This is a genomic window from Clostridium gelidum (assembly GCF_019977655.1).
Lineage (GTDB): Bacteria > Bacillota > Clostridia > Clostridiales > Clostridiaceae > Clostridium > Clostridium gelidum.
Map to the genome: position 1 here is coordinate 4,647,157 of NZ_AP024849.1, position 22,024 is coordinate 4,669,180.

The window sequence follows — 22,024 nt, forward strand, 5'->3', positions numbered from 1 at the left end:
TTAAACATTATCTCCGATAGGCAATACTTTTATACTTGCAGACAAGCTAAATCATTCTACTTATTTCTTTTTTTAATCTTTTAATTATCTTTTTTTCTAATCTAGATATATACGATTGTGATATTCCAAGCATATCGGCAACTTCTTTTTGTGTCTTTTCCATTGTTCCATTTAATCCAAATCTAAGACGTACTATTTCTTTTTCTCTATCATTTAAACTTTTTAAGGCCATAACTAATAACTGCTTATCAACTTCATCTTCTATTAAATTATAAACCGTATCATTTTCAGTACCCAAGATATCTGATAATAATAGTTCATTTCCATCCCAATCAATATTTAGAGGTTCATAAAATGAAATTTCAGCTTTTATCTTGCTGTTTCTTCTTAAATACATTAATATTTCATTTTCTATACATCTTGATGCATAGGTTGCTAGTTTTATCTTTTTCTCTGGATTGAAAGTATTTACAGCTTTTATTAGCCCAATAGTTCCAACAGATATTAAATCTTCTACATATACACCTGTATTTTCAAATTTTCTAGCAATATAAACAACTAATCTTAAATTTCTCTCAATTAATGTAGCTCTAGTTTTTTCATCCCCATTACCTAATTTATTTACTAACTCTTCTTCTTCATCCTTTGATAATGGTGGTGGAAGTGCATCATTTCCTCCAACATAATATAATTTTCCTCTAAATAATTTAAGTTTACATATCAACTTATTAAAAAACAGAATTAGTTTTTCCATATATATCCCCCTTATATGTTACTCCTCTTGATAATAACGCATTAAATTCATGTTCACTACTTAACTTTTCTTTACACGGACATATTATTGCATCAATTTGTTCATACAAACAGTTCTTTTTTTTCACTTTTATATTATTAACTCTTATACCTTTAAGCGTTCCTCCATACCCAATTGAACTATAAAGTATATAATATACATTCTTACCTTCAAAGTTTATATCATTTATTAAATTTTCTTCAATTAAAATACACGGAAGATTAGTAATTGGCTCTCTTAATTCATTTCCAGTATCCAAAAAACTTTTAAAACTATATTGTCTATTTTGGGCTTCAAATTCAATATTAAAACTAAAGTTATTTGTAAATAATTTATCTTTAATATACTCTATAAATCTACTGTAAATTAAATATATAATCATTATTCCTAACATAATATATTTAACTGAATATTTTTCTATTCTAAATGTATGTCCTAGTAAATATACGTTTTGCTTTAATGAAAATAAAAAACAAATTCCACTCAACGTAAATGTCACCATTAAAAATATACCTAATACTTTAATCATATTGAAAACGCTTGTCTTTCCGTATACTATTCTAATCATTATGCAAGCTATTGCAAGTTCACAGGGCAAGTATGATAGTATCTTTAGCTTAGGAATTAGCAAAACTATAGTATATATTCCTCCTATGAGGCTAGAATATATTAATGCAACCATCTTACACTTATGTTTTATACACTTCATAGTCAAAGTTAATAAAAAGAAATTTACTATACAATTCTCTAAAATTACAACATCAGCATAAACTTCCATGTCTTAACTCCTCCTATCTGTATGAATTTTATTATATACTTATCAATCCTAAAAATTTGTCGCAATCACATTATATAAATTTGTTTTTTTAATTTAACTTTTTACATATACTTGCACCATATTTTTTTGTTTGCTTTTTTATATTTAAAACTAACCTAATATATAAAAATAAATTCTTTTATCTTATATAAATTTGCTATAAAAAGTATATTAAAATCTAATTTCCATCCAGTAGGGCACAATCAAAAAGGCAACTTTGGACTTGTTATTTATTTTCATGTGTCTAAAACTCTATAATTTCCTATACATAAATAAAAAAAATAGACAATCAATATATTATGTATATTGACTGTCTATTTTTTTATTTATGATTATTAAAAATAATTAATTTTTATTTGTATATTAATGTCTCTTTTGTCTTCTTAAAAAAACAGGTATATCTAAATCATCTGCTTCAAAAGTACTAGAACTAGTTTCTGGTTGTTTTATGTCTATAGCAACTTCTGGTTCTTGATTTACAACTTCTTGTACTTGTGATTTCTTTATTTCTTCTATAGGATTTACTATTATTTTATTCTTTTCAATTTCAAATCCAGTTGCTATAACAGTAATTCTTATTTCTTCGCTAAGACTTTCATCTATTACAGCTCCTACTATTATATTTGCATCTGGATCAACAGCTTCACGTACAACATCTGCTGCATCATATACTTCTAGTGCTCCCATGTCTGCTCCACCAGTAAAGTTTATAATAACATCTGTAGCTCCCTCTATTGATGTTTCTAATAGCGGAGATGATATAGCTTGCTTAACAGCATCTTGAGCTCTAGTATCCCCTTTACCAAATCCAACACCCATATGAGCTAATCCTTTATCAAGCATTACTGCTTTTATGTCAGCAAAGTCTGCGTTAATTACACCTGTTATTGTAATTAAGTCTGAAATCGCTTGTACACCTTGTCTTAGAACTTCATCAGCTAATTTAAATGAGTCAAGCAGTGTAGTTTTCTTATCTGCCATGCTAAGTAATCTTTCATTTGGAATTATAACTAATGTATCAACTTTTTCTTTTAAATTTTCAATTCCAATTTCAGCATGTCTCATTCTCCTTTTACCTTCAAAAGGAAATGGCTTTGTAACTACTCCTACAGTTAATATCTCCATAGATTTAGCTATTTCTGCAACGATTGGAGCAGCTCCAGTTCCTGTTCCGCCACCCATTCCAGCAGTAATAAATACCATATTAGCACCCTTTACTGAAGCTGTAATTTCTTCTCTACTTTCTTCTGCTGCTTTCTTTCCTATTTCAGGATTTGCACCAGCACCTAAACCTTTAGTTAGTTTTTCTCCAATTTGAATTTTTTGATTTGCATTAGAAAGCAATAACGCTTGCTTATCTGTATTTATTGCAATAAATTCAACATTTTTCAATCCCTCAACTATCATTCTATTCACGGCGTTACTTCCACCGCCACCGCAACCAACAACTTTTATATTGGTTAATTCTTGCATATCTGCTTCAAAATCCAACAAAATAATTCCTCCCCTTAAAAAAGCTTATCAAAAAAACCTTTAACTTTTCTCAAAATATGATTTTCATCTTCAATATTGTGTAAATTTTCCATTTTACTTTTTTTCTTATTTTCATTACTTTTATTAGTTAGAACTATGATCTTATCCTCTAATAAATTCAATCTATCATATACTTCTTTAGCAATTGCCAATGAAGTTATATTTTCAGAGTTCTTTATCCCTAAATCAGTTCTTTTTATGACCTTGTTTTTCATTTTAAAGATCTTGTGAACAGTTTCATTTATATCTTCAAAATAACCGACTCCATCCCCATATAGAATTATACTACAAATTCTATCATAATGACCAGTATTTTTTAATTTAATATTAATATGATTCAATATCTCTTCTATCCTAGCATTTGTAACTTCATAAAATAATTTCCTAGACACTTTTATAGTCCCTACTTCAATTTCATCAGGAATAGAAGTATCGTTATACAAAGCCTTGTAATTACTTGAATAAATCTTTTTCATATTATCTGCTTCTAAAAAAGAAAATTCTCCACAAATAGCTAAATCATTAGTGATATTATTTCCACCTATTTGCACACAATCTATATTTTTAGGAATGCCATTATTAAACAAAACTACATCAACAATTCCAGCTCCAATATCTGCTAACGCAACATGACCTATAGAATTTTTTTCATTTAAAAATATTTGTTTTCCTGCTAATATATTAAGTTTTATAAATTCAATATTGTATTTAGTTTCTTTAAAAAGTTCATAATATTTTTCAATTTCTTTTGTTTTTGCTATTACTAATGTAAGATTTAATTCAAGTTTTTTGCCTTTCCAATTAAGTATATCTTTATGTATTACATTTCCATCCAACATATAGAAATTTATAAGTGCATCCACTATAGACTCATCACTACTTATAGTAATGGTTTCATGTGCCTTTTTTAGTGCTCTTTTTATATCTCCGCTTGTAACCTTTTCTTCTTTTAACATAATTGAAATTGTTGTTTCTGAAATTCTAACTTTGCTTGAAGAAATCCCAATTGCTAAGGATTTAATTTCGCTGTTCGCTGTTCCTTCCACTTCCTGTAATAAGTTAATTACAACTTCTTTACATTTCTTAATGTCTGTTAACAATCCTTTTTCTATACCTATTGATTTACAGGATTTAACACATAATATTTCAAGATCCTCTTTTCCTTTAGCTGCTACAGTTGCAGATAACTTTTTGCTTCCAAAATCTACAACCGTAATTATATCTTGTTGCATAAAATCAAGCCTTTCATTTCCTTCGAGGAAAAAATCTACTTGCACTATAATTCAACATATATTTCGAAATTCCTCTTTTTTTTTTACAATTCATTAAATTTATTTATTATTTTTTATCCACATCTCATATTGTTCCCTTAATATAATATTATTATTTACTAATCTTTTCAAATCCATATCAATAGTTTGCATTCCAAATTTTTATCCCATTTGAATAAAACTATTAATTTGCTCATAATTCCATTCTCTAATAATATTTTTTATACTTGGTGTACATACCATTATTCACATTGCTGATGTTCTACCTTTTCCCGAGGCCATTGGTAATAGCACCTGTGAAACAACACTCTAAGTAACGAAGATAATTGAATTTTAACTTCATTTTGATGTCCAGATTCAAATGAGCTAATTATCTTTTTGGTTATTAACAATTTTATTTTCCTTTAATTCCATATATAGCAAATAATAAGGGTGCTATATTAAAAATAGCACCCTTATTCTAAGTATGTCAATATTTCTTTATATACATAAAATACATTTATCTTTTTAATTTTTTGTAAATAACTCTTTTTTTAATTTTTTTAAAGCTTTCTTTTCTATTCTCGATACATAAGAACGGGAAATCCCTAAATTTACCGCTATTTCTCTTTGTGTTTTGCACTTTCCATCTATTAATCCATATCGCATTATTAAAATAGAACTTTCTCTTTTAGTTAATGACTCAACTAATTTTTTATATAAAGCTCTAATTTGTAAATTACTTTCAACTTTTTCTAAAACGCAATCTTTTTCACTACTTAATATGTCCATAAGGCAAAATTCATTTCCCTCTTTATCCACTCCAATTGGATCTTGCAGATAAATTTCATTTTTTTGTTTTTTATTATTTCTAAACAGCATTAAAATTTCATTTTCAATACACCTTGAAGCATAAGTAGCAAGTCTAGTTCCCTTACTAGAATCAAAGGAATCAATAGCTTTTATTAATCCAACAGTACCTATGGAAATTAATTCATCTACATCTTTATTAGGAAATGAATACTTTTTAACTATATGAGCTACTAATCTTAAGTTTCTTTCAATCAAAATGCTTTTTGCAGTTTTATCTCCCTCTTTAAACTTCTTTAAATACATTCGTTCTTCTGTTTCATCTAAGGGCATTGGAAAAGTATTACTATTTGTTACATATCCCGTTAAAAATAATGAATTACATATTAAGTCTATAAAGCTATTTAATATAAACACCTTTTTCCTCCATAGCAGTGCTTAATATTATAATATGTTTGAAATTTAGAAAAGTTGCGTGTACTCTTTTATTTTTTATATTAGTTCTATTATAATATTTTACATTTATATTATAATATTATTTTTTTATTCTCTCATATTTAAAGTTTTAACTATGTCTTTAAATATTGGTGCAGCCGTATCTCCTCCTCCTAGTTCTCCATACTCCTTATCTTTACGCGACTCTATCTCAGGTGTAAATACTACCATTGTATAATTTTTTTCTCCTATATTGAAATATCCTGCAAACCAGCCATGTGTCTTTCCTTCATTACCTGTTGCAGAACCTGTTTTACCTCCTATATCTAAATCTCCTATATATGCCTTAATTCCTGTTCCTTTTATAACAACTTGTCTCATAGAATTCTTAATCAATTTAGACGTTGTTTCACTATACACCTTTTTTTTATCAGTTTTGAATTCTTTTATGACATTATCATCTTTATCTAAAATACTTTCAACTATATATGGCTTTTCATATACTCCATTATTGACTATAGTATTTATTGCACCTAACATCTGTACTGGGGTTACATTCATACATTGTCCTATAGATATATTATTTATTCCTGCTTCCTTAAGTGGCTTTACACCTTTTGCCTCATTCCTATTTCCACTTTCTAAATTTAATACTCTATCATATAATCCTTGTGCTTCTGAGTATTCCATTAATTTTTCGTATCCCACCTTAGAACCTACTTCTGCAAATATATCATTACATGATTTTTCAAACGCTTGTTCAACTGATAATTTACCATGAACCTCTTTGCATATTTTACCATTGCATGTGAAAGTGTCATTTATATTTATTAATCCCATATCTAAAGCTGCGCCAAGTGTTATTATTTTATAAATTGAGCCTGGTTCATATCCTATTTGTTGAATTCCTAAATTTATATTAGCTGCGCTTTCATCTTTTTGTACCATAGCTCTTATTTTCCCACTACTGGTTTCCACTATACTTATGCCTATATTACTTAAATATGAGTATTCTTCTTTATCTAAAACTTTTCTGACCTTATCTTCAATATCTTTATCTATTGTTAACTTTATATTTTTATTATTATCACTTATACTCACACATTGTTTTGCATAAACTGCCCTATTGTCTAAGTAAAATTCACTTTTTGGCTTTTCATTGTCTTTTAAATAATTATAAACTTCACCTTCAAGAGATCCAGTTTCATGCTCTTCATCTAATATTTTTGAAAACATATTATTTATACTCCATGCTTTTTTAGTATCTATTTCATCTTTAATATAAGTATATATTCCTTTTATATTTTTAAGATTATTTATTTTATTATAGGTATCTTCTGAAATATTAAAATATACTTTTCCACTTTGCTTCATTATATTTGCATAATTAAACTCAGGATTTTCAGACTTCATTATAAAATTTAAAGCCATTAAGTCTTCTAGTGTTTCTTCATAATTATTTAAACTGAATGGTTTAGTATCTATTACAAGTACATACTTTTTATCATACGTCATTAAATCTTTTCCATTAGTATCTAAAATCATATAATTTATATTGCTAATATTTTCTTCTTGATGATTCTGATAAGAACTCTGAACCTTTTCTGATGGATATACCTGTAACACATATAACTTCGCCGTCAAAATCATAATTAATATTAAAAACATAGCTGTAATTTGTGCTAATCTCTTATTTCTATTAAATTTTCCAGTAAAAATATAAAACACCTCCCTTTATAGCTTAAATTCTAGCCTTAAGGAAAGTGTTTTATTCAAAAATCTATATTTATTTTATTCTTTATTTTTAATCAATAAATCTTTTGGCATTAAAGGAATCTCAACTTTTACTTTATACGTCATTTGAGCTCTAGCTGCTTTCTCAATTGAAGTTCCATTTTCTTCTGTCATATCATGAAGTACAATTTCAAAATTATCGCCTTCTGCTCTTAAAACTTCTACTGTATCACCATTTAAAACTTTATTTTTATGCTCAATAGTAGCTGTTTTTGTTTCTTCATCGTATGCTCTTACAATTCCAACTATATCAGCATTTCTTATATATCCAGAATCTTCATATACTTGTTCATTGTTTTGTCCATAATAAAAACCTGTATGATATTGTCTATGACTTACATTATTCAAATTTTCAATCCATTTTGGATCAAACTTATAATTTTCAGGATCTTTCATATATGCGTCTACAGCTTGCTTATATGATTTAACCACAGCTGCTACATAATATAAGCTTTTCATTCTGCCTTCTATCTTAAGTGAGTATACTCCTGCATTAATAACATCATCAATATGTTCAATCATACATAAATCTTTAGAATTCATTATATATGTTCCATTTTCATCTTCAACTATAGGATAATATTCTCCAGGTCTTTTTTCTTCGACCAAACTATAGTTATATCTGCATGGTTGAGCACAAGCGCCTCTGTTGGCATCTCTTCCTACCATATAATTAGAAAGTAAACATCTTCCTGAATAACTTATACACATTGAACCATGAACAAAAGCTTCTATTTCACATTGTTCTGGTAAATTATCTCTCATCTGTTTTATTTCAATTAAAGTAAGTTCTCTAGCCATTACTATTCTCTTAACCCCTTGATCATACCAAAACTTCGCTGATCTCCAATTAACATTATTAGCTTGAGTACTTAAATGAATTTCTAATTCTGGAACAACTTCTCTAGCAGCAGATATTATTGCTGCATCTGATGCTATTATTGCATCAACACCTATTGTATATAAATCTCTTAAATAATCTTCAACCCCCATTAAATCTTCATTATGAGGAAAAACATTCATCGTCACATATACTTTTCTGTTTCTTTCGTGGGCATATTCTACACCCTCTTTTAATTGTTCATTTGTAAAATTATCAGCAAATGCTCTTAAATTAAGTTTGCTTCCTCCAAGGTATACTGCATCAGCTCCAAAATCTATTGCTATTTTAAGTTTATCTATATTTCCTGCTGGTGCTAAAATTTCTGGTCTTATCATTTTAAATTTACCTCCTCTTAGTAACTGCAATTCCATCTCCCATAGGTATGACAGATGTTATTAAGTCTTTATCGTGAGTAACTAATTCCAAATAAGTCCTCATTCTTTTTACTATAGTTATTTTTCTTCTTTTAACTAATTCTTGAGATGCAACCATTCCTCTAAATAGAACATTATCTGCTACTATTATACCATCTTTGTTAAGTAATCTTAAGCAATGAGGTAAAAAATGATTATAATGACCTTTGCCTGCATCCATAAAAATTAAATCAAAAGGTTCATTTAGCTTTTCTAAAATTTCTAAACAATCTCCTTCTTCAATCTTTATTTTATTGCTTAAATTAAACTTTTCTAAATTTAAAGTTGCGAGTTCTATCATTTTTTCATCACGTTCAATTGTTACAATATCTGGTTCTGTCCCTGAAGCTTCATACATTAGTATTGCTGAAAAACCTACTGCTGTTCCAAGTTCTAATATTCTTTTAGGTTTTTTCATACTAGTCATAAATTCAAGAAACACTCCTGTTTCCTTTTGAACGATAGGTACCCTATTTTCTCTTGCAAAATCTTCTATTTCTTTTAAAGTACCGTCTCTGTCAGTAATTAACCCTCTAATATACTCTTCCATATAGTCATATGTAATCTCACTCATAAATTTCCTCCATACTTCTAATATTATAAATACCCACATTCCAAGTTACGCTTATACCTTCTGTATATATACAAACTAGAAATAAGAGGGCTTGCTTTTGTGAAGTGTTACATCAGAAGATTTTGATTGTTGTGCTTCTTAGATTATAAGTTGTTCCAAAATGCTTGTTCAAAGCTTGCCTTTGAAGCAAGCGTTTTGGGTGCAACTTATGATCTTAGAAGCACCCATCAAAATCTTCAGTAACCGTAACAAATGCATGCCCTCTTATTTCGGCGGATTATACGCATAAGTACGAATGTACTAATATCCTAATTCTTTTTTCTTCTTTAAAAAGTCGTCATAATTATTAGTAAAATAATGAGAACTATCTTCTTGCAAAATATAATATAAATAATCAGTTTTTGCGGGACTTAATGCAGCTTTAATACAATCAATTCCCGGATTTGCTATAGGACCTACCGGTAGTCCTTTATACTTATAAACATTATATGGTGAATCTATTTCTAAATGCTTATTTAATACTACATCTACATGATATCCTAAAGAATAAATTACTGCAGCATCTAATTGAAGTTTCATATCCTTTTCTAATCTATTATAAATCACTGATGAAATTAATGGTCTGTCTTTTTCAACTCTTGCTTCTTTTTCTATCAAAGAAGCTATATTTATTATCTTTTCCACATCTTCATCTTTTATATCAACTTCAGTTTCATCTTTTACTTGTTTTAGCATCTCTTCAAACCTAGTTAACATAAGTTTAATTATAGAATTTGCATCTAAGTTTTTTCCTATCAAATATGTATCTGGATATAAAAAGCCTTCTAAATTATATCTTTTTTTATTATTAGCTTTAATGAATTTAGGCAATTCATAATTTTTAACTGCTTTTAAGAATTCATCTTTAGAGCAAATCTCTTTTTCTTCTAAATTGCTTGCAATATCTTCTATGGAATATCCTTCCGGAATTGTTAATTTCACCAAATCTTTATCATCAGCTGCGTCTTCAAGCGAATTTATCAAATTTACTAGTGTTGTGTTAGTATCTATTTCATATATACCTTCTCTTAATTTTATGTTTTTTTTATCTATAGCTAATTTTACTTTAATCAAAAGTTTATTGGATAATCTATCTTCTTTATCTAATTTATTTAATATATCATAAAATCCTTCACCTTGTTTTACTTCAATTAAAATCGTATTCTCACTAGATTTTAATGGTTTTTCTATAACTTTATTATAAGAATTAACAAAAATTAACACTATAACAAATATAAGAAATACAGATAACAATATTAATTTTCTAAAGGGTTTATATTTCTTCATAAACTTTCTCCTAGATATAATTAAAAGTAAATAATCTAATAAAGACTATTTACTTTTAATTATATTTATTTTGTTTAAGGCACATAAAAGAAATTTATCCACACAGTATGATGTAAAATATACACTCATACTTGTTTGTTATTTTTTGAATGTGCCACATATTTAAAATATTTTTAACAAAATTATTTTTTACTTCTGCTACTTGTTCTTCTTCTTTCAGAACTATCTAAAATTCTTTTTCTCATTCTTATGTTTTTTGGTGTAACTTCTACTAATTCATCACCATTTATGAATTCTAAACATTGTTCAAGAGACATTTCAAGTGGTGGAGTTAATTTTAATGCATCATCAGCACCTGATGATCTTGTATTAGTAAGTTTCTTCATTTTACATACATTAATTTCAAGATCATCTGCTCTTGCAGAAACACCAACAACCATACCACCATATACTGGAACACCAGCTCCTATGAATAATTGACCTCTTTCTTGAGCACTATATAATCCATATGCTATTGAATCTCCAGTTTCAAATGAAACTATTGATCCTCTACTTCTACCAGGAATTTCTCCTTTATATTTTTCATATGAATGGAATACGTGATTCATAATTCCATTACCCTTTGTATCAGTCATTAATTCACTTCTAAATCCAATAAGACCTCTAGCTGGAACTGTGAATTCTAATCTTGTATATCCATTTACTGCTGATGTCATATTAACCATTTCAGCTTTTCTAGGCCCTAATTTTTCCATAACAGGTCCCATAAATTCTTCTGGAACATCAATTGTTAAGTACTCCATTGGCTCTTCCTTGTGGCCATTATGTTCTCTAAATATAACATTTGCTTTTGAAACTTGGAATTCATATCCTTCTCTTCTCATTGTTTCAATTAAAACTGAAAGATGAAGTTCTCCTCTTCCTGAAACTTCAAAACAATCTGGAGTAAGTTCATTTACTCTTAAACTTACATTTGTTTCAAGTTCTTTCATTAATCTATCTCTTAAATGTCTTGATGTTACAAAGTCACCTTCTTGACCTGCAAATGGTGAATCATTAACCATGAAGTTCATGTTTAATGTTGGTTCATCTATTTCTAAAAATGGTAATGCTTCTGGCGATGAAGAATCTGCTATAGTATCACCAATATTAGCATCAAGAACACCACTTACTGCAACTATATCTCCCATTGAAGCTTCTTCTGCTTCTTCTCTTTTTAATCCCTTGTATGTAAATATGCTAGTTATTTTGAAATTACCATTTGATCCATCATTCTTTAATAAAGTAACAGTTTGATTTCTCTTTACTGTACCTCTGTGTATTTTACCAATTGCAATTTTCCCAACAAATGCATTTGTATCTAATGTACTAACAAGCATTTGAAGTGGTTCATCCGCATAACCTTCTGGTGGTGCAACATATTTTACTATTGTGTCAAATATAGGAGTCATATCGCTATTTTCATCATCTACATTATGTTTTGCATAACCTTCTCTAGCTGATGCATAAATAATTTGGAAATCTAATTGTTCATCATTTGCTCCTAGTTCTACAAATAGGTCAAATACTTCATCAATAACATCTGTTGGTCTAGCATTTGGTTTATCTATTTTGTTAATTATAACTATTGGTTTTAAACCTAGTTCTAATGATTTCTTTAAAACGAATTTAGTTTGTGGCATTGGTCCTTCATATGAGTCAACAACAAGCAAAACTGAGTCAACCATCTTAAGTACACGTTCAACTTCTCCGCCAAAATCTGCATGTCCTGGTGTATCTACTATATTTATTTTTATATCATTATAAATTACTGCAGTATTTTTCGAAAGAATTGTAATTCCTCTTTCTTTTTCTAAGTCATTAGAATCCATTACTCTTTCTTCTACTTTTTCATTAGCTCTAAATGTATGACTTTGTCTAAGTAATGCATCTACTAAAGTTGTCTTACCATGGTCAACGTGGGCTATGATAGCAATATTTCTTATGTCTTCTCTTTTAATTAATTCCATTTTTTTATTCCTCCAAACAGCATTAAACTGCAAATTTTTCTTTTTATCTGATGCCTAGCCGTTCTAACAGTCTCATATCTTTAAACTATGTAGCTAAGAACGTCACGGCCCTAGATAAGTTCAACTAAATTCAACTGGAGTAAAAAACTCCACCTAAAAAGTTTCACTTTATTAGTTTGTCTCTAGTTATGTAATAAATAAGTAAAAATTTAAGTATAAATTGTAAATAATTTCTTATCAAATCCTATATTTAGAAAATCCTGTTTCTCATTAAATATAAACTTAGTTAAATCTACTTATATGTCAATGTAAACCTATAACTGTTTTTTTCCAAAAGAAAATTGGATACTTAACGCATCCAATTTCCTACACAACTATTGTTAATTTTACTCTTTTCATCAAAAAAAGTCAACCCTATTATAAATATTTATAAAATTTATAATTTTAAAAATAATTAGCTTTCATATTTAGCCATTTATCTTTCTTTAGATATTTTAAAATTCCATAATTATTGGTAATATCATAGGTTTTCTCTTAGTCTTTTCATAAAGGAATTCTCTAAGTTCATCCCTCATTTTAGACTTTAATGTTGCCCAATCAGTGATTTGTCTTTCTTCACAATCTCTAAGCACTGACTTTACAATTTCTCTTGCTTCATCCATAAGTCCTTCTGATTCTCTTACATATACGAATCCTCTCGAAATTATATCTGGTCCAGATACAACTTTACCACTTTGTTTCTCAATTGTAACTACAATTGTTAAAATACCATCTTGTGAAAGATGTTTTCTATCTCTTAAGACAATATTTCCAACATCTCCAACTCCAAGTCCATCAACAAAGACTTGCCCTGAAATAACAGTACCATTTTTTTTAATATAATTCCTTGCAACTTCAATTATATCGCCATTCTCAGGTATCAATAAGTTTTTCTCTGGAAGTCCAAGTTCCATTGCTAATTCTCCATGTTGTTTCAAATGTCTATACTCTCCATGAACTGGAATGAAAAATCTTGGCTTAACTAATGAGTGCATTAATTTCAGTTCTTCTTGGCAAGCATGACCTGATACATGAATCTTTTCTTGAGAATCATATATTACCTCTGCACCTTTTTTAAACAATAGATTTACAACCTTTGAAACTAATTTTTCATTTCCAGGTATTGGTGTTGCTGAAATAATAACTGTATCTCCTGGTACTACATTAATTTTCCTATGTTCTGAAGCAGCCATTCTTGCAAGTGCAGACATTGGCTCTCCTTGGCTACCAGTTGTTATTATTACAACTTTATCATTGGGATATTTTGAAATTTGATCTACTGGTATAAGTACATCTGTTCCAATTGTAAGGTATCCAAGTTCTACTGCTACTTGAACAATATTCTCCATACTTCTTCCAGACACCGCGACCTTTTTTTCATAAGCCTCTGCTGCTGTAATAATTTGTTGAATTCTATGAACATTAGATGCAAATGTAGCAACTAGTATTCTACCTTTTGCTTTATTAAATAGCCTTAAAAAAGTTTCCCCTACAACTCTTTCTGTCATGGTATACCCTGGCCTTTCAACATTTGTTGAATCAGCCATCATTACCAAAACACCTTTTCTTCCGAGTTCTGCTAATCTCCCAAAATCCATCATTTCTCCATCGATTGGTGTATAATCAACTTTAAAATCTCCTGTATGAAGTATTACTCCAAGTGGTGTATGAATCGCAATTGCAACTGAATCTGCAATTGAATGATTCACTTTTATGAATTCTACTGAAACGCTGTCTAATTTAATTATATCTTTTGGCTTAACTCTTACTAATTCTGTTGAAGCAAGCAGTCCGTGTTCTTTTAGTTTTGTCTCAACTATACCAAGAGTAAGCTTAGTGCCATAAACTGGAACATTCAATTGTTTTAATACATATGGTAATGCTCCTATATGGTCTTCATGTCCATGAGTTAAAAATATTCCTTTAATCTTGTCTAAATTCTTAAGTAGATATGAAACATCAGGTATTACAATATCTATTCCAAACATATCGTCATCTGGGAATTTCAATCCACAATCTATTATTATAATATCATCCTTATATTCAATAGCTGTTATGTTTTTCCCAATTTCGTTTATGCCGCCAAGAGGAATTATCTTTATCTTCGCTCTTTCATTTTTCATATTTCCCCTCCTTTTCCTATATTATTTATAAACAAAGGTTACTTTTTAATCAAAAGTCCTTCTATTCATCATTAAGCTTTTTTTGACATTCATCACATAATCCATAAAATTTTACACTATGATCTAGAATTTTGAATTTATATTGTTTATCAATACTTGCTTCAAGTTCTTCTAACAAATCATCTTGAACTTCTAAAACTTTATGACAAGTATTACAAATAAGATGATGATGCCTGTGTGTTTCATTTGAATGTACAATTTCATATCTACTGCATCCATCATTTAAATCTAATCTAGATATAACACCTAGTTCTTCTAACAAAAGAATAGTTCTATACACTGTTGCCAAACCAATTTCCGGACAACTTTTTTTCACTTTATCATATATTTCTTCTGCTGTTAAATGGTTACCTTCATTATCAATAATTGTATCAACAATAGATCTTCTTTGTGGTGTTAATTTATAACCCTTCTTTTTTAAATCTTCTTTCAAGGCATTCATATCAATTAAATTTGATACATCCATACATAATACCCCACTCTTCTCATTAAATTTACGTTAAAACTAATTAATTTTCACGTACTAATTAAGACACTTAATTTAAATACTATTCTATCTCTAAACCATCTTCATTCATGAGTGTGTCATAAGTTTCTAATACCATTTCAAATTCTTCATCTTCATCTTCTAGAGCTATAAACACTTCACTACCATCTTCATCTTTGAAAATTTTAAAAGCATATGCATCCTCACTATCTTCAAATGCTGGCGCTGCAATTATATACTGTCCCTTTAATTTTTCTATTTCAAAGTATATAATAACCTCAAATTTAACATCATTTCCGTCTTGATCTGGTATATATACATATTTTGCGTCTTTATCCATAAATATATCTCTTCTCCTTTATATTTTTTTATTATTAACAAAAGTATATTTTTTCTATAAATATATTTTTTCAAATTTCAAACAATTACATTTATTATCTTGAAATCAAATCTAAATAACCTTGCAGTATATAAGTTGATGCTACTTTATCTACTATCTTTTTCCTTTTACTTCTTGACAAATCTGCTTCAATCATTGCTTTATGAGCTGCAACAGTAGTTAAACGTTCATCCCAAAATTTTATTTCAACTTTAAGTTCTTCTTCAATGAGCTTACCAAAAGCCATTGTAATTTCTCCAGATGGTCCTATTGTTCCATTCATATTCTTTGGAAGTCCAATTACTATAACTTTTACATCATATTCATCACAAAACTTCTTTATTTCTTGTATATCTTGTTCTTTTTTAGTTCTTCTTATTGTAGTCAAACCTTGAGCTGTGAACCCTAATGGATCACTTATTGCAACTCCGATAGTCTTTGAACCTACATCTAATCCTAATATTCTTATTAACAATTTGTGCACCTCTTAAAAAATAAGAGTGCCCGTTAAATTAACGGGCACTCTCTACTTTATCTCTAAATAAGACTTTATAACTTCTTCTAGTATGTCATCTCTTTCAAGTTTTCGTACTAAAGCTCTTGCTCCGTTGTAATTAGTGATGTAAGTAGGGTCTCCTGAAATCAAATATCCAACTAATTGATTTATAGGATTATATCCTTTTTGTTGTAATGAATTATAAACCTCTGTTAGTATTGTTTTGGTAAGAGCTTCTTTATTCTTACTTAAATCAAATTGCATTGTATGTTCAATATTATTACTCATAGCACCGCTGCGTAAAGCAACACACCCCCTTACTCAATATCTAAGGAAACTATCTTTTATATTAATTATTAACTTAATCTGTTAAATTTATTCACCAATCAATACTTAGATTATAACCTATATTTTATAAAAAGTATACTATTTTGCTAAAGTTTCGACTATTTTATAAGACTCATTTATTGCTTCTTGTATTTTTCCCGGTAATTTCCCACCAGCTTGAGCCATGTCTGGTCTTCCACCACCACCACCACCAAGTATAGTTGATACCTCTTTAATTAACTTCCCACAATGAGCGCCTTTAGCTACTGCGTCTTTAGTTGCCATAGCACATATAATAACTTTTCCAGCATTTTCGCTCATAAGTAATACCATGCTATTTTCTACCTTATCTCTTACTTTTTCGCAAACATCCCTTAAAGCATCAGAATCAACATCTTTTAATTCATATGCTATTACATTAATATCCTTAATGCTTTTTGCACATGCTACTATATCATCTAATCCCATTGATGCAAATTTAGATTTTAAAGCTACTATTTCTTTATCTTTTTCTTTTAATTCTTTAACTTGTTGTTCAAGTTTATTTAAAAGTTCTTTTTCTGAACATTTAAATTTACCTGTGATTTCTTTTAACAAATCTTTCTTTTCATTCACTAATTTATAAGCTTCTTTTCCAATTACAGCTTCTATTCTTCTAGTTCCTGCTGCAATACCACTCTCAGATATTATTTTAAATAATCCTATCTTTCCAGTATTATCTATATGAGTTCCACCACATAATTCTTTAGAATATTCTCCAGCTTTTACAACTCTTACTTTATCAGAATATTTATCATCAAATATACCTATAGCGCCACTATTTTTTGCTTCTTGAAGATCCATAACATCTGTAATAACTGGTGTTACACTAGTTATTGCTTCATTAACTAAATCTTCAACCCTTGTTATTTCTTCTTCTGTTAGCCCTTCAAAGTGAGAGAAATCAAATCTAAGTCTCTCATTACTTACATATGATCCAGCTTGATGAACATGTGATCCAAGAACTTCAACTAATGCTCTATCTAAAAGATGCGTTGCCGTATGATTTTTCTTAATACTTTCACGTCTAGTTCTGTCTACTTCTAAAGTAACCTTATCCCCTACTTTAAGTTCTCCAGATAAAACTTCCACAAAGTGAATTATCTTTCCCCCAATATTCTTTTTAGTATCGCAAACATTACCTTTAAAGCTATCATTGAATATAATACCCGTGTCTCCTATTTGTCCACCCATTTCTGCATATAAAGGAGTAACATCTGTAACTACAATAGCCTTATTTCCTTCAGTTATTGTTTCTGCAAAATCGTCACCTTCAATTAATACTTTAATTTCTGCACTTAAAGTATCATTGTCATAACCATCAAAAACAGTTTCAACATCTGCAGCTATTGCATCTGAAATATTAACATCTGCTCCCATATAGTTAGAAGTCTTTCTTGCACTTCTAGCTCTATCTCTTTGAATTTTCATTTCTTCATGAAAAGCATCTTCATCTAAAGATAAACCTTCATCTTCTAATATTTCTTTTGTTAATTCCATAGGAAAACCAAAAGTATCATATAATTTAAATCCATCTGCACCTTTAAGAACTTTTTTATTATTTTCTTTTAATTCAGCTACGAATCCATTTAATATTTCAATTCCAGAATCTAAAGTTTCTCTAAATTTATCTTCTTCTATTTTAATTACTTTTTTAATATATTCTTTTTTTGCTTCTATTTCTGGATATGCATCCTTTGAATCTCTAATAACAATATCACATAAATTGCAAAGGAAAGCATCTTTAATACCTAATGTTTTTCCATGTCTTGCTGCTCTTCTAAGAAGTCTTCTAAGTACATATCCTCTTCCTTCGTTAGATGGCATTACATCATCTGAAATCATAAAAGTTATAGATCTAATATGGTCAGTTATAAGTCTTAAAGAAATATCTATTTTATGAGCTTCTCCATATTTAACCTTTGCAAGATTTGAAGCTTCATTTAATATGTTTTCTAAAGTATCAATTTCAAATATACTATTTTTTTCTTGCATTATAGTTGCAAGTCTTTCAAGTCCCATTCCTGTATCAATATTAGTTGTTGCAAGCTTTTCATAGTTACCTTTTCCATCTCCATCGAATTGTGTAAACACAAGATTCCAAAATTCAATAATCTTGTCTTCATCTGCTGCGTTTAAAAATTCTTCTGCTGTAGTTACAATTTCAGAAGTTCTATTAAAATGAATTTCTGTACAAGGACCGCAAGGACCTGCACCATGTTCCCAAAAGTTTTCTTCTTTTCCTAATCTAAATATATGAGTTTTATCTACATCTGTAAGAGTAGTCCAATATTCATATGCTTCATCATCATCTAAATATATCGTTACATATAATTTGTCTTTGGGAAGTTCTAAAACATCTGTTATGAATTCCCATGCCCATGGAATTATTTCCTTTTTAAAATAATCTCCAAAAGAAAAGTTTCCAAGCATTTCAAAAAATGTACCATGTCTGCTTGTAATTCCTACATTCTCAATATCACCAGTTCTCACGCACTTTTGACAAGTTGTAATTCTTTTTCTTGGTGGTTGTTGTAATCCTGTAAAATAAGGCTTCAATGGAGCCATACCAGCATTTACTAATAATAAACTCTTATCATTCTTTGGAACTAGAGAAAAACTTTCAAGTCTTAAATGTTCTTTCCCCTCAAAAAATTTCAAATATGCTTCTCTAAGGTCATTTGTTTTTGTAAATTTCATAAACTATTCCTCCAATTTTTTCAGTTAACAATTAACAATGAACAGTTAACAATTAAGGAATATGTTAACTAAATTCCATTATAGAAATCTTCAAATAAAACATTTATCCTTGATTGCCAATCTTTCACGTTAGATTGTAAATTTTAATATTTTTATAATTTACCATACAAAAAAAGCTTTCTCCCTAAATAAACAAAGGGACGAAAGCTGAAATTCCGTGGTACCACCCTAATTATGTATAAATCATATACATCACTTAGTAATTTATAGCTCCTAGGTAGCTTCGAAATACATAGATAAGAAGTTTTCACCAAAGCCACTTCTTCTCTGAATATCTATACTAAATCTACTTTTCCTATTCATCGCTTAATATTTTATTATTTCATCAAAATTATATTTCATATAGCTAATTATGTCAATAACTAACTTAGACATCTTCAATAAGTAATTTTTTATCATTTAATCATTAAAAATAGAAAATTGAGATTTTAAAATATATTAATTTTTTCAAAAACTATTAACTCTCGACTTTCAACTTTTAACTTCCAGCTAAAATAAATAGTAATTTATATCGTCATATAAAACCTTTATTATAACGGCTATAGGAACCACCAACACCATTCCTATTAACCCGCCAAAATTATCCCCTGTAATTAATAAAATTATTATTACAAAAGGATGCATATCTGTGCTATCTCCTGTCATTTTAGGAGCTAAAATATCACCTTCTAATTGTTGAATCACAAACATTCCAACAATCACCCAAAGTGCTTTTACAGGCGAGTCTAAAAGTGCAACTATAACTGCTGGTATTGCACCAAATATTGGTCCAAAATAAGGTATTATATTTAATATTGCATTCAAAATAGAAATCCATAAAGGAAATTTAACTTTTAATGCTAAGAGCAAAACAAATGTTAAGACTCCTACAACCCCTGAGAGTAATAATTGACTTGCTATGTATCTTGTTAATACACTATCTATGTCTTTTAAAATTTTTTTAGTTATTGCCCTTTTTTCTGTTGGCAATAATAATAAACTTTTATTGTATATCTTACTTCCATCGCAGAGAAAATAATAAATCATAATGGGTATAATTGCAAATGAAATAATATTATCACTGAACTTAATTAAATTATCAACGGCACTTTCTGAAAAACTTATCCAAATAGCATTTCCTTTTTCTAAAACCTGGTTATATATTACATTAATCACAAAACTGTTATTTAAATTATATTTTAAAGTTACTTCTTCTAAAAAGCTATTAATATTATCAAATATATTGCTAATATTATGTATTTCATTAAACAAATCAGGTACTATAACTATTATGCAAGTTATAATAATTCCTATAATCATTGCTATAACTATTATAGATGCTGCTCTCTTGCTAACCTTAAGTTTTGCTTCAAGTGCATCTCTAATAGGACTTAAAGTATAAGCTAAAATAAAAGATATAACAATAATATTTACTATTGTATTTATTGAATGGTTAAAAAAGTAAGCTAAAATTAAAGATATAACACATACTAAAATTAATATAGATACTATTAATTTTTTATGCTTTTTTAGTTGCATTATATTGCTCCATATTATGTGGCATTGATTTAAATGAAATGCCTTCATTTCCTGTATACAATATATATTCTTCTCCAAGTATACATCTATTTAAAATAATTATTTGCTTACCTTTTATCATTTTATCTATTAGCCCTGAACTTATTACTATAGCTTTTATTGAATAATCTTGTATATCTATTATTATATCTTCCAGTACACCCTTTATATTACTTAATGTATCAATAACCTCCATATATTTAATTTCTTTAAAAGTTAAACCTTCTCCTTGCCTTATGGAATTTACTATTACATCTTCACCTATATCTATAATATCTTGCATATCTAAATAATTTTTTTTAGAAAATAAGATACTATTAGATACTTTAAAGCCTACAACTTTCCCTTGATAAAAATCTATATATAAATCTTCTATAATTCCAATTTTTTTACCTCTAATATTATAAACTTTTTTGAAGTAGAAATCCCTAGTCTTAAACATCTTCTTCCTCCAGTGCATTAATATAGGCAATGTTATTGTATATATATTACCCGATAAAAACGAAATTATACAGATAACTCGCGAAATCGGATACATATTTATTCCATAGGACTAGGAAAATTTCGCTGGAAGTCACTAAATGGCAGGTTGCACCCATTTCAGTTTGCTCCCAATATAAAAGCACTATGTGAAAGTTCGAGAAGTCAAATATAAAATTTGGACTCTCACTTTTGGGACAAACTAAAAGGGAACAACCTACCATCAAGTGGCTTCAACAGCTTATTTTCCAATGCCTATTCCACAAACACGTATCCAATTCCTCTGCTTGTATATGCACCTAAATATAGTAACTTTTAAATATAATACCAAACATAAATATAATTTAGAAATTCGATATCTATAAAAGGATACTCTATTGCAACGTTACCAAGATGTAATATCCTTTGAAAGAGTATCCTTTGTTTCTAGCTTAGATTATGAATTCAGTATAAGTGTAATTCATAAATTATCTACTTCAAAAAAATTTTTACAGTTATTTTTATACTATATACCAACATCAGAAGTTACTTTTATGCCTTATATATTTGTCAAAGTAGAAATAAGGGGGCATGCTTTTGTGAAGTGTTTCATTAGAAATTTTAATGATTATACTTCTTAGATTATAAGTTGTTCCAAAAT

The 22,024-nt window shown here is 28.5% G+C and carries 18 protein-coding genes, 1 pseudogene and 1 other annotated feature; all 19 genes and pseudogenes read right to left on the minus strand.

What is annotated here, in order from left to right; genetic code table 11:
- Nucleotides 1-46: 46 nt before the first annotated feature.
- The 19 genes and pseudogenes from sigE to psyc5s11_RS21480 all read right to left on the minus strand — a co-directional run bounded on the left by sigE (nucleotide 47) and on the right by psyc5s11_RS21480 (nucleotide 21,346).
- Nucleotides 47-754: an RNA polymerase sporulation sigma factor SigE gene (gene sigE / locus psyc5s11_RS21390; RefSeq protein WP_224034490.1), complete on the minus strand. Its 708-nt coding sequence runs from the start codon at nucleotides 752-754 to the stop codon at nucleotides 47-49.
- Nucleotides 729-1,571 carry a sigma-E processing peptidase SpoIIGA gene (locus tag psyc5s11_RS21395; RefSeq protein WP_224034491.1) on the minus strand — a complete coding sequence of 281 codons (843 nt, stop codon included), beginning with the start codon at nucleotides 1,569-1,571 and terminating at the stop codon, nucleotides 729-731. The genes sigE and psyc5s11_RS21395 overlap by 26 nt, the downstream gene beginning before the upstream one ends.
- 402 nt (nucleotides 1,572-1,973) lie before the next feature.
- Entirely contained in the window at nucleotides 1,974-3,104 is a 1,131-nt protein-coding gene (gene ftsZ / locus psyc5s11_RS21400; protein ID WP_224034492.1) for a cell division protein FtsZ, read from the minus strand.
- Nucleotides 3,105-3,118: 14 nt separating this feature from the next.
- Nucleotides 3,119-4,375 (minus strand): cell division FtsA domain-containing protein, encoded by a 1,257-nt coding sequence (locus psyc5s11_RS21405; RefSeq protein ID WP_375542021.1) that lies wholly within the window; start codon nucleotides 4,373-4,375, stop codon nucleotides 3,119-3,121.
- Between the two features lie 99 nt (nucleotides 4,376-4,474).
- Nucleotides 4,475-4,791: pseudogene (locus psyc5s11_RS21410) on the minus strand (type IV pili twitching motility protein PilT); the annotation flags it as partial.
- 130 nt (nucleotides 4,792-4,921) lie between these two features.
- On the minus strand, nucleotides 4,922-5,620 hold the full coding sequence (sigK, locus tag psyc5s11_RS21415) for an RNA polymerase sporulation sigma factor SigK (RefSeq protein ID WP_224034494.1): 699 nt from the start codon (nucleotides 5,618-5,620) through the stop codon (nucleotides 4,922-4,924).
- Between the two features lie 126 nt (nucleotides 5,621-5,746).
- Entirely contained in the window at nucleotides 5,747-7,366 is a 1,620-nt protein-coding gene (locus psyc5s11_RS21420) for a penicillin-binding transpeptidase domain-containing protein (RefSeq protein ID WP_224034495.1), read from the minus strand.
- Nucleotides 7,367-7,429: 63 nt separating this feature from the next.
- Nucleotides 7,430-8,650 (minus strand): peptidase U32 family protein, encoded by a 1,221-nt coding sequence (locus tag psyc5s11_RS21425; RefSeq protein WP_224034496.1) that lies wholly within the window; start codon nucleotides 8,648-8,650, stop codon nucleotides 7,430-7,432.
- A 7-nt stretch (nucleotides 8,651-8,657) separates the two neighbouring features.
- Nucleotides 8,658-9,302, minus strand: a complete 645-nt coding sequence (locus tag psyc5s11_RS21430) for an O-methyltransferase (RefSeq protein ID WP_224034497.1) — start codon at nucleotides 9,300-9,302, stop codon at nucleotides 8,658-8,660.
- Between the two features lie 300 nt (nucleotides 9,303-9,602).
- Nucleotides 9,603-10,628 (minus strand): endolytic transglycosylase MltG, encoded by a 1,026-nt coding sequence (gene mltG / locus psyc5s11_RS21435; protein WP_224034498.1) that lies wholly within the window; start codon nucleotides 10,626-10,628, stop codon nucleotides 9,603-9,605.
- A gap of 182 nt (nucleotides 10,629-10,810) precedes the next feature.
- The gene (gene typA / locus psyc5s11_RS21440) at nucleotides 10,811-12,637 is read right to left on the minus strand and encodes a translational GTPase TypA (RefSeq protein WP_224034499.1); all 1,827 of its coding nucleotides are present in this window, start codon (nucleotides 12,635-12,637) and stop codon (nucleotides 10,811-10,813) included.
- A gap of 494 nt (nucleotides 12,638-13,131) precedes the next feature.
- The gene (locus psyc5s11_RS21445; RefSeq protein WP_224034500.1) at nucleotides 13,132-14,799 is read right to left on the minus strand and encodes a ribonuclease J; all 1,668 of its coding nucleotides are present in this window, start codon (nucleotides 14,797-14,799) and stop codon (nucleotides 13,132-13,134) included.
- Nucleotides 14,800-14,860: 61 nt separating this feature from the next.
- Nucleotides 14,861-15,325 carry a Fur family transcriptional regulator gene (locus tag psyc5s11_RS21450; RefSeq protein ID WP_224034501.1) on the minus strand — a complete coding sequence of 155 codons (465 nt, stop codon included), beginning with the start codon at nucleotides 15,323-15,325 and terminating at the stop codon, nucleotides 14,861-14,863.
- Nucleotides 15,326-15,407: 82 nt separating this feature from the next.
- On the minus strand, nucleotides 15,408-15,686 hold the full coding sequence (locus psyc5s11_RS21455; protein ID WP_224034502.1) for a DUF1292 domain-containing protein: 279 nt from the start codon (nucleotides 15,684-15,686) through the stop codon (nucleotides 15,408-15,410).
- Nucleotides 15,687-15,780: 94 nt separating this feature from the next.
- The gene (ruvX, locus tag psyc5s11_RS21460) at nucleotides 15,781-16,194 is read right to left on the minus strand and encodes a Holliday junction resolvase RuvX (RefSeq protein WP_224038245.1); all 414 of its coding nucleotides are present in this window, start codon (nucleotides 16,192-16,194) and stop codon (nucleotides 15,781-15,783) included.
- Nucleotides 16,195-16,251: 57 nt separating this feature from the next.
- Nucleotides 16,252-16,509 (minus strand): IreB family regulatory phosphoprotein, encoded by a 258-nt coding sequence (locus psyc5s11_RS21465; protein WP_158518138.1) that lies wholly within the window; start codon nucleotides 16,507-16,509, stop codon nucleotides 16,252-16,254.
- A 138-nt stretch (nucleotides 16,510-16,647) separates the two neighbouring features.
- The gene (gene alaS / locus psyc5s11_RS21470; protein WP_224034503.1) at nucleotides 16,648-19,287 is read right to left on the minus strand and encodes an alanine--tRNA ligase; all 2,640 of its coding nucleotides are present in this window, start codon (nucleotides 19,285-19,287) and stop codon (nucleotides 16,648-16,650) included.
- Between the two features lie 193 nt (nucleotides 19,288-19,480).
- Nucleotides 19,481-19,659 (minus strand) — a binding site (T-box leader).
- Between the two features lie 177 nt (nucleotides 19,660-19,836).
- The gene (locus tag psyc5s11_RS21475; RefSeq protein ID WP_224034504.1) at nucleotides 19,837-20,865 is read right to left on the minus strand and encodes an AI-2E family transporter; all 1,029 of its coding nucleotides are present in this window, start codon (nucleotides 20,863-20,865) and stop codon (nucleotides 19,837-19,839) included.
- A complete protein-coding gene (locus tag psyc5s11_RS21480) occupies nucleotides 20,846-21,346 on the minus strand; it encodes a PRC-barrel domain-containing protein (protein ID WP_224034505.1) in 501 nt (166 codons plus the stop codon). The genes psyc5s11_RS21475 and psyc5s11_RS21480 overlap by 20 nt, the downstream gene beginning before the upstream one ends.
- Nucleotides 21,347-22,024: the final 678 nt, after the last annotated feature.

What these genes read in the sequence shown, in the direction of transcription:
- sigE (WP_224034490.1), bottom strand. Translation starts at nt 754, where the DNA reads ATGGAAAAACTAATTCTGTTTTTTAATAAGTTGATATGTAAACTTAAA.
- psyc5s11_RS21395 (WP_224034491.1), bottom strand. Translation starts at nt 1,571, where the DNA reads ATGGAAGTTTATGCTGATGTTGTAATTTTAGAGAATTGTATAGTAAAT.
- psyc5s11_RS21405 (WP_375542021.1), bottom strand. Translation starts at nt 4,375, where the DNA reads ATGCAACAAGATATAATTACGGTTGTAGATTTTGGAAGCAAAAAGTTA.
- psyc5s11_RS21425 (WP_224034496.1), bottom strand. Translation starts at nt 8,650, where the DNA reads ATGATAAGACCAGAAATTTTAGCACCAGCAGGAAATATAGATAAACTT.
- psyc5s11_RS21430 (WP_224034497.1), bottom strand. Translation starts at nt 9,302, where the DNA reads ATGAGTGAGATTACATATGACTATATGGAAGAGTATATTAGAGGGTTA.
- mltG (WP_224034498.1), bottom strand. Translation starts at nt 10,628, where the DNA reads ATGAAGAAATATAAACCCTTTAGAAAATTAATATTGTTATCTGTATTT.
- typA (WP_224034499.1), bottom strand. Translation starts at nt 12,637, where the DNA reads ATGGAATTAATTAAAAGAGAAGACATAAGAAATATTGCTATCATAGCC.
- psyc5s11_RS21445 (WP_224034500.1), bottom strand. Translation starts at nt 14,799, where the DNA reads ATGAAAAATGAAAGAGCGAAGATAAAGATAATTCCTCTTGGCGGCATA.
- psyc5s11_RS21450 (WP_224034501.1), bottom strand. Translation starts at nt 15,325, where the DNA reads ATGGATGTATCAAATTTAATTGATATGAATGCCTTGAAAGAAGATTTA.
- psyc5s11_RS21455 (WP_224034502.1), bottom strand. Translation starts at nt 15,686, where the DNA reads ATGGATAAAGACGCAAAATATGTATATATACCAGATCAAGACGGAAAT.
- psyc5s11_RS21465 (WP_158518138.1), bottom strand. Translation starts at nt 16,509, where the DNA reads ATGAGTAATAATATTGAACATACAATGCAATTTGATTTAAGTAAGAAT.
- alaS (WP_224034503.1), bottom strand. Translation starts at nt 19,287, where the DNA reads ATGAAATTTACAAAAACAAATGACCTTAGAGAAGCATATTTGAAATTT.
- psyc5s11_RS21475 (WP_224034504.1), bottom strand. Translation starts at nt 20,865, where the DNA reads ATGCAACTAAAAAAGCATAAAAAATTAATAGTATCTATATTAATTTTA.
- psyc5s11_RS21480 (WP_224034505.1), bottom strand. Translation starts at nt 21,346, where the DNA reads ATGTTTAAGACTAGGGATTTCTACTTCAAAAAAGTTTATAATATTAGA.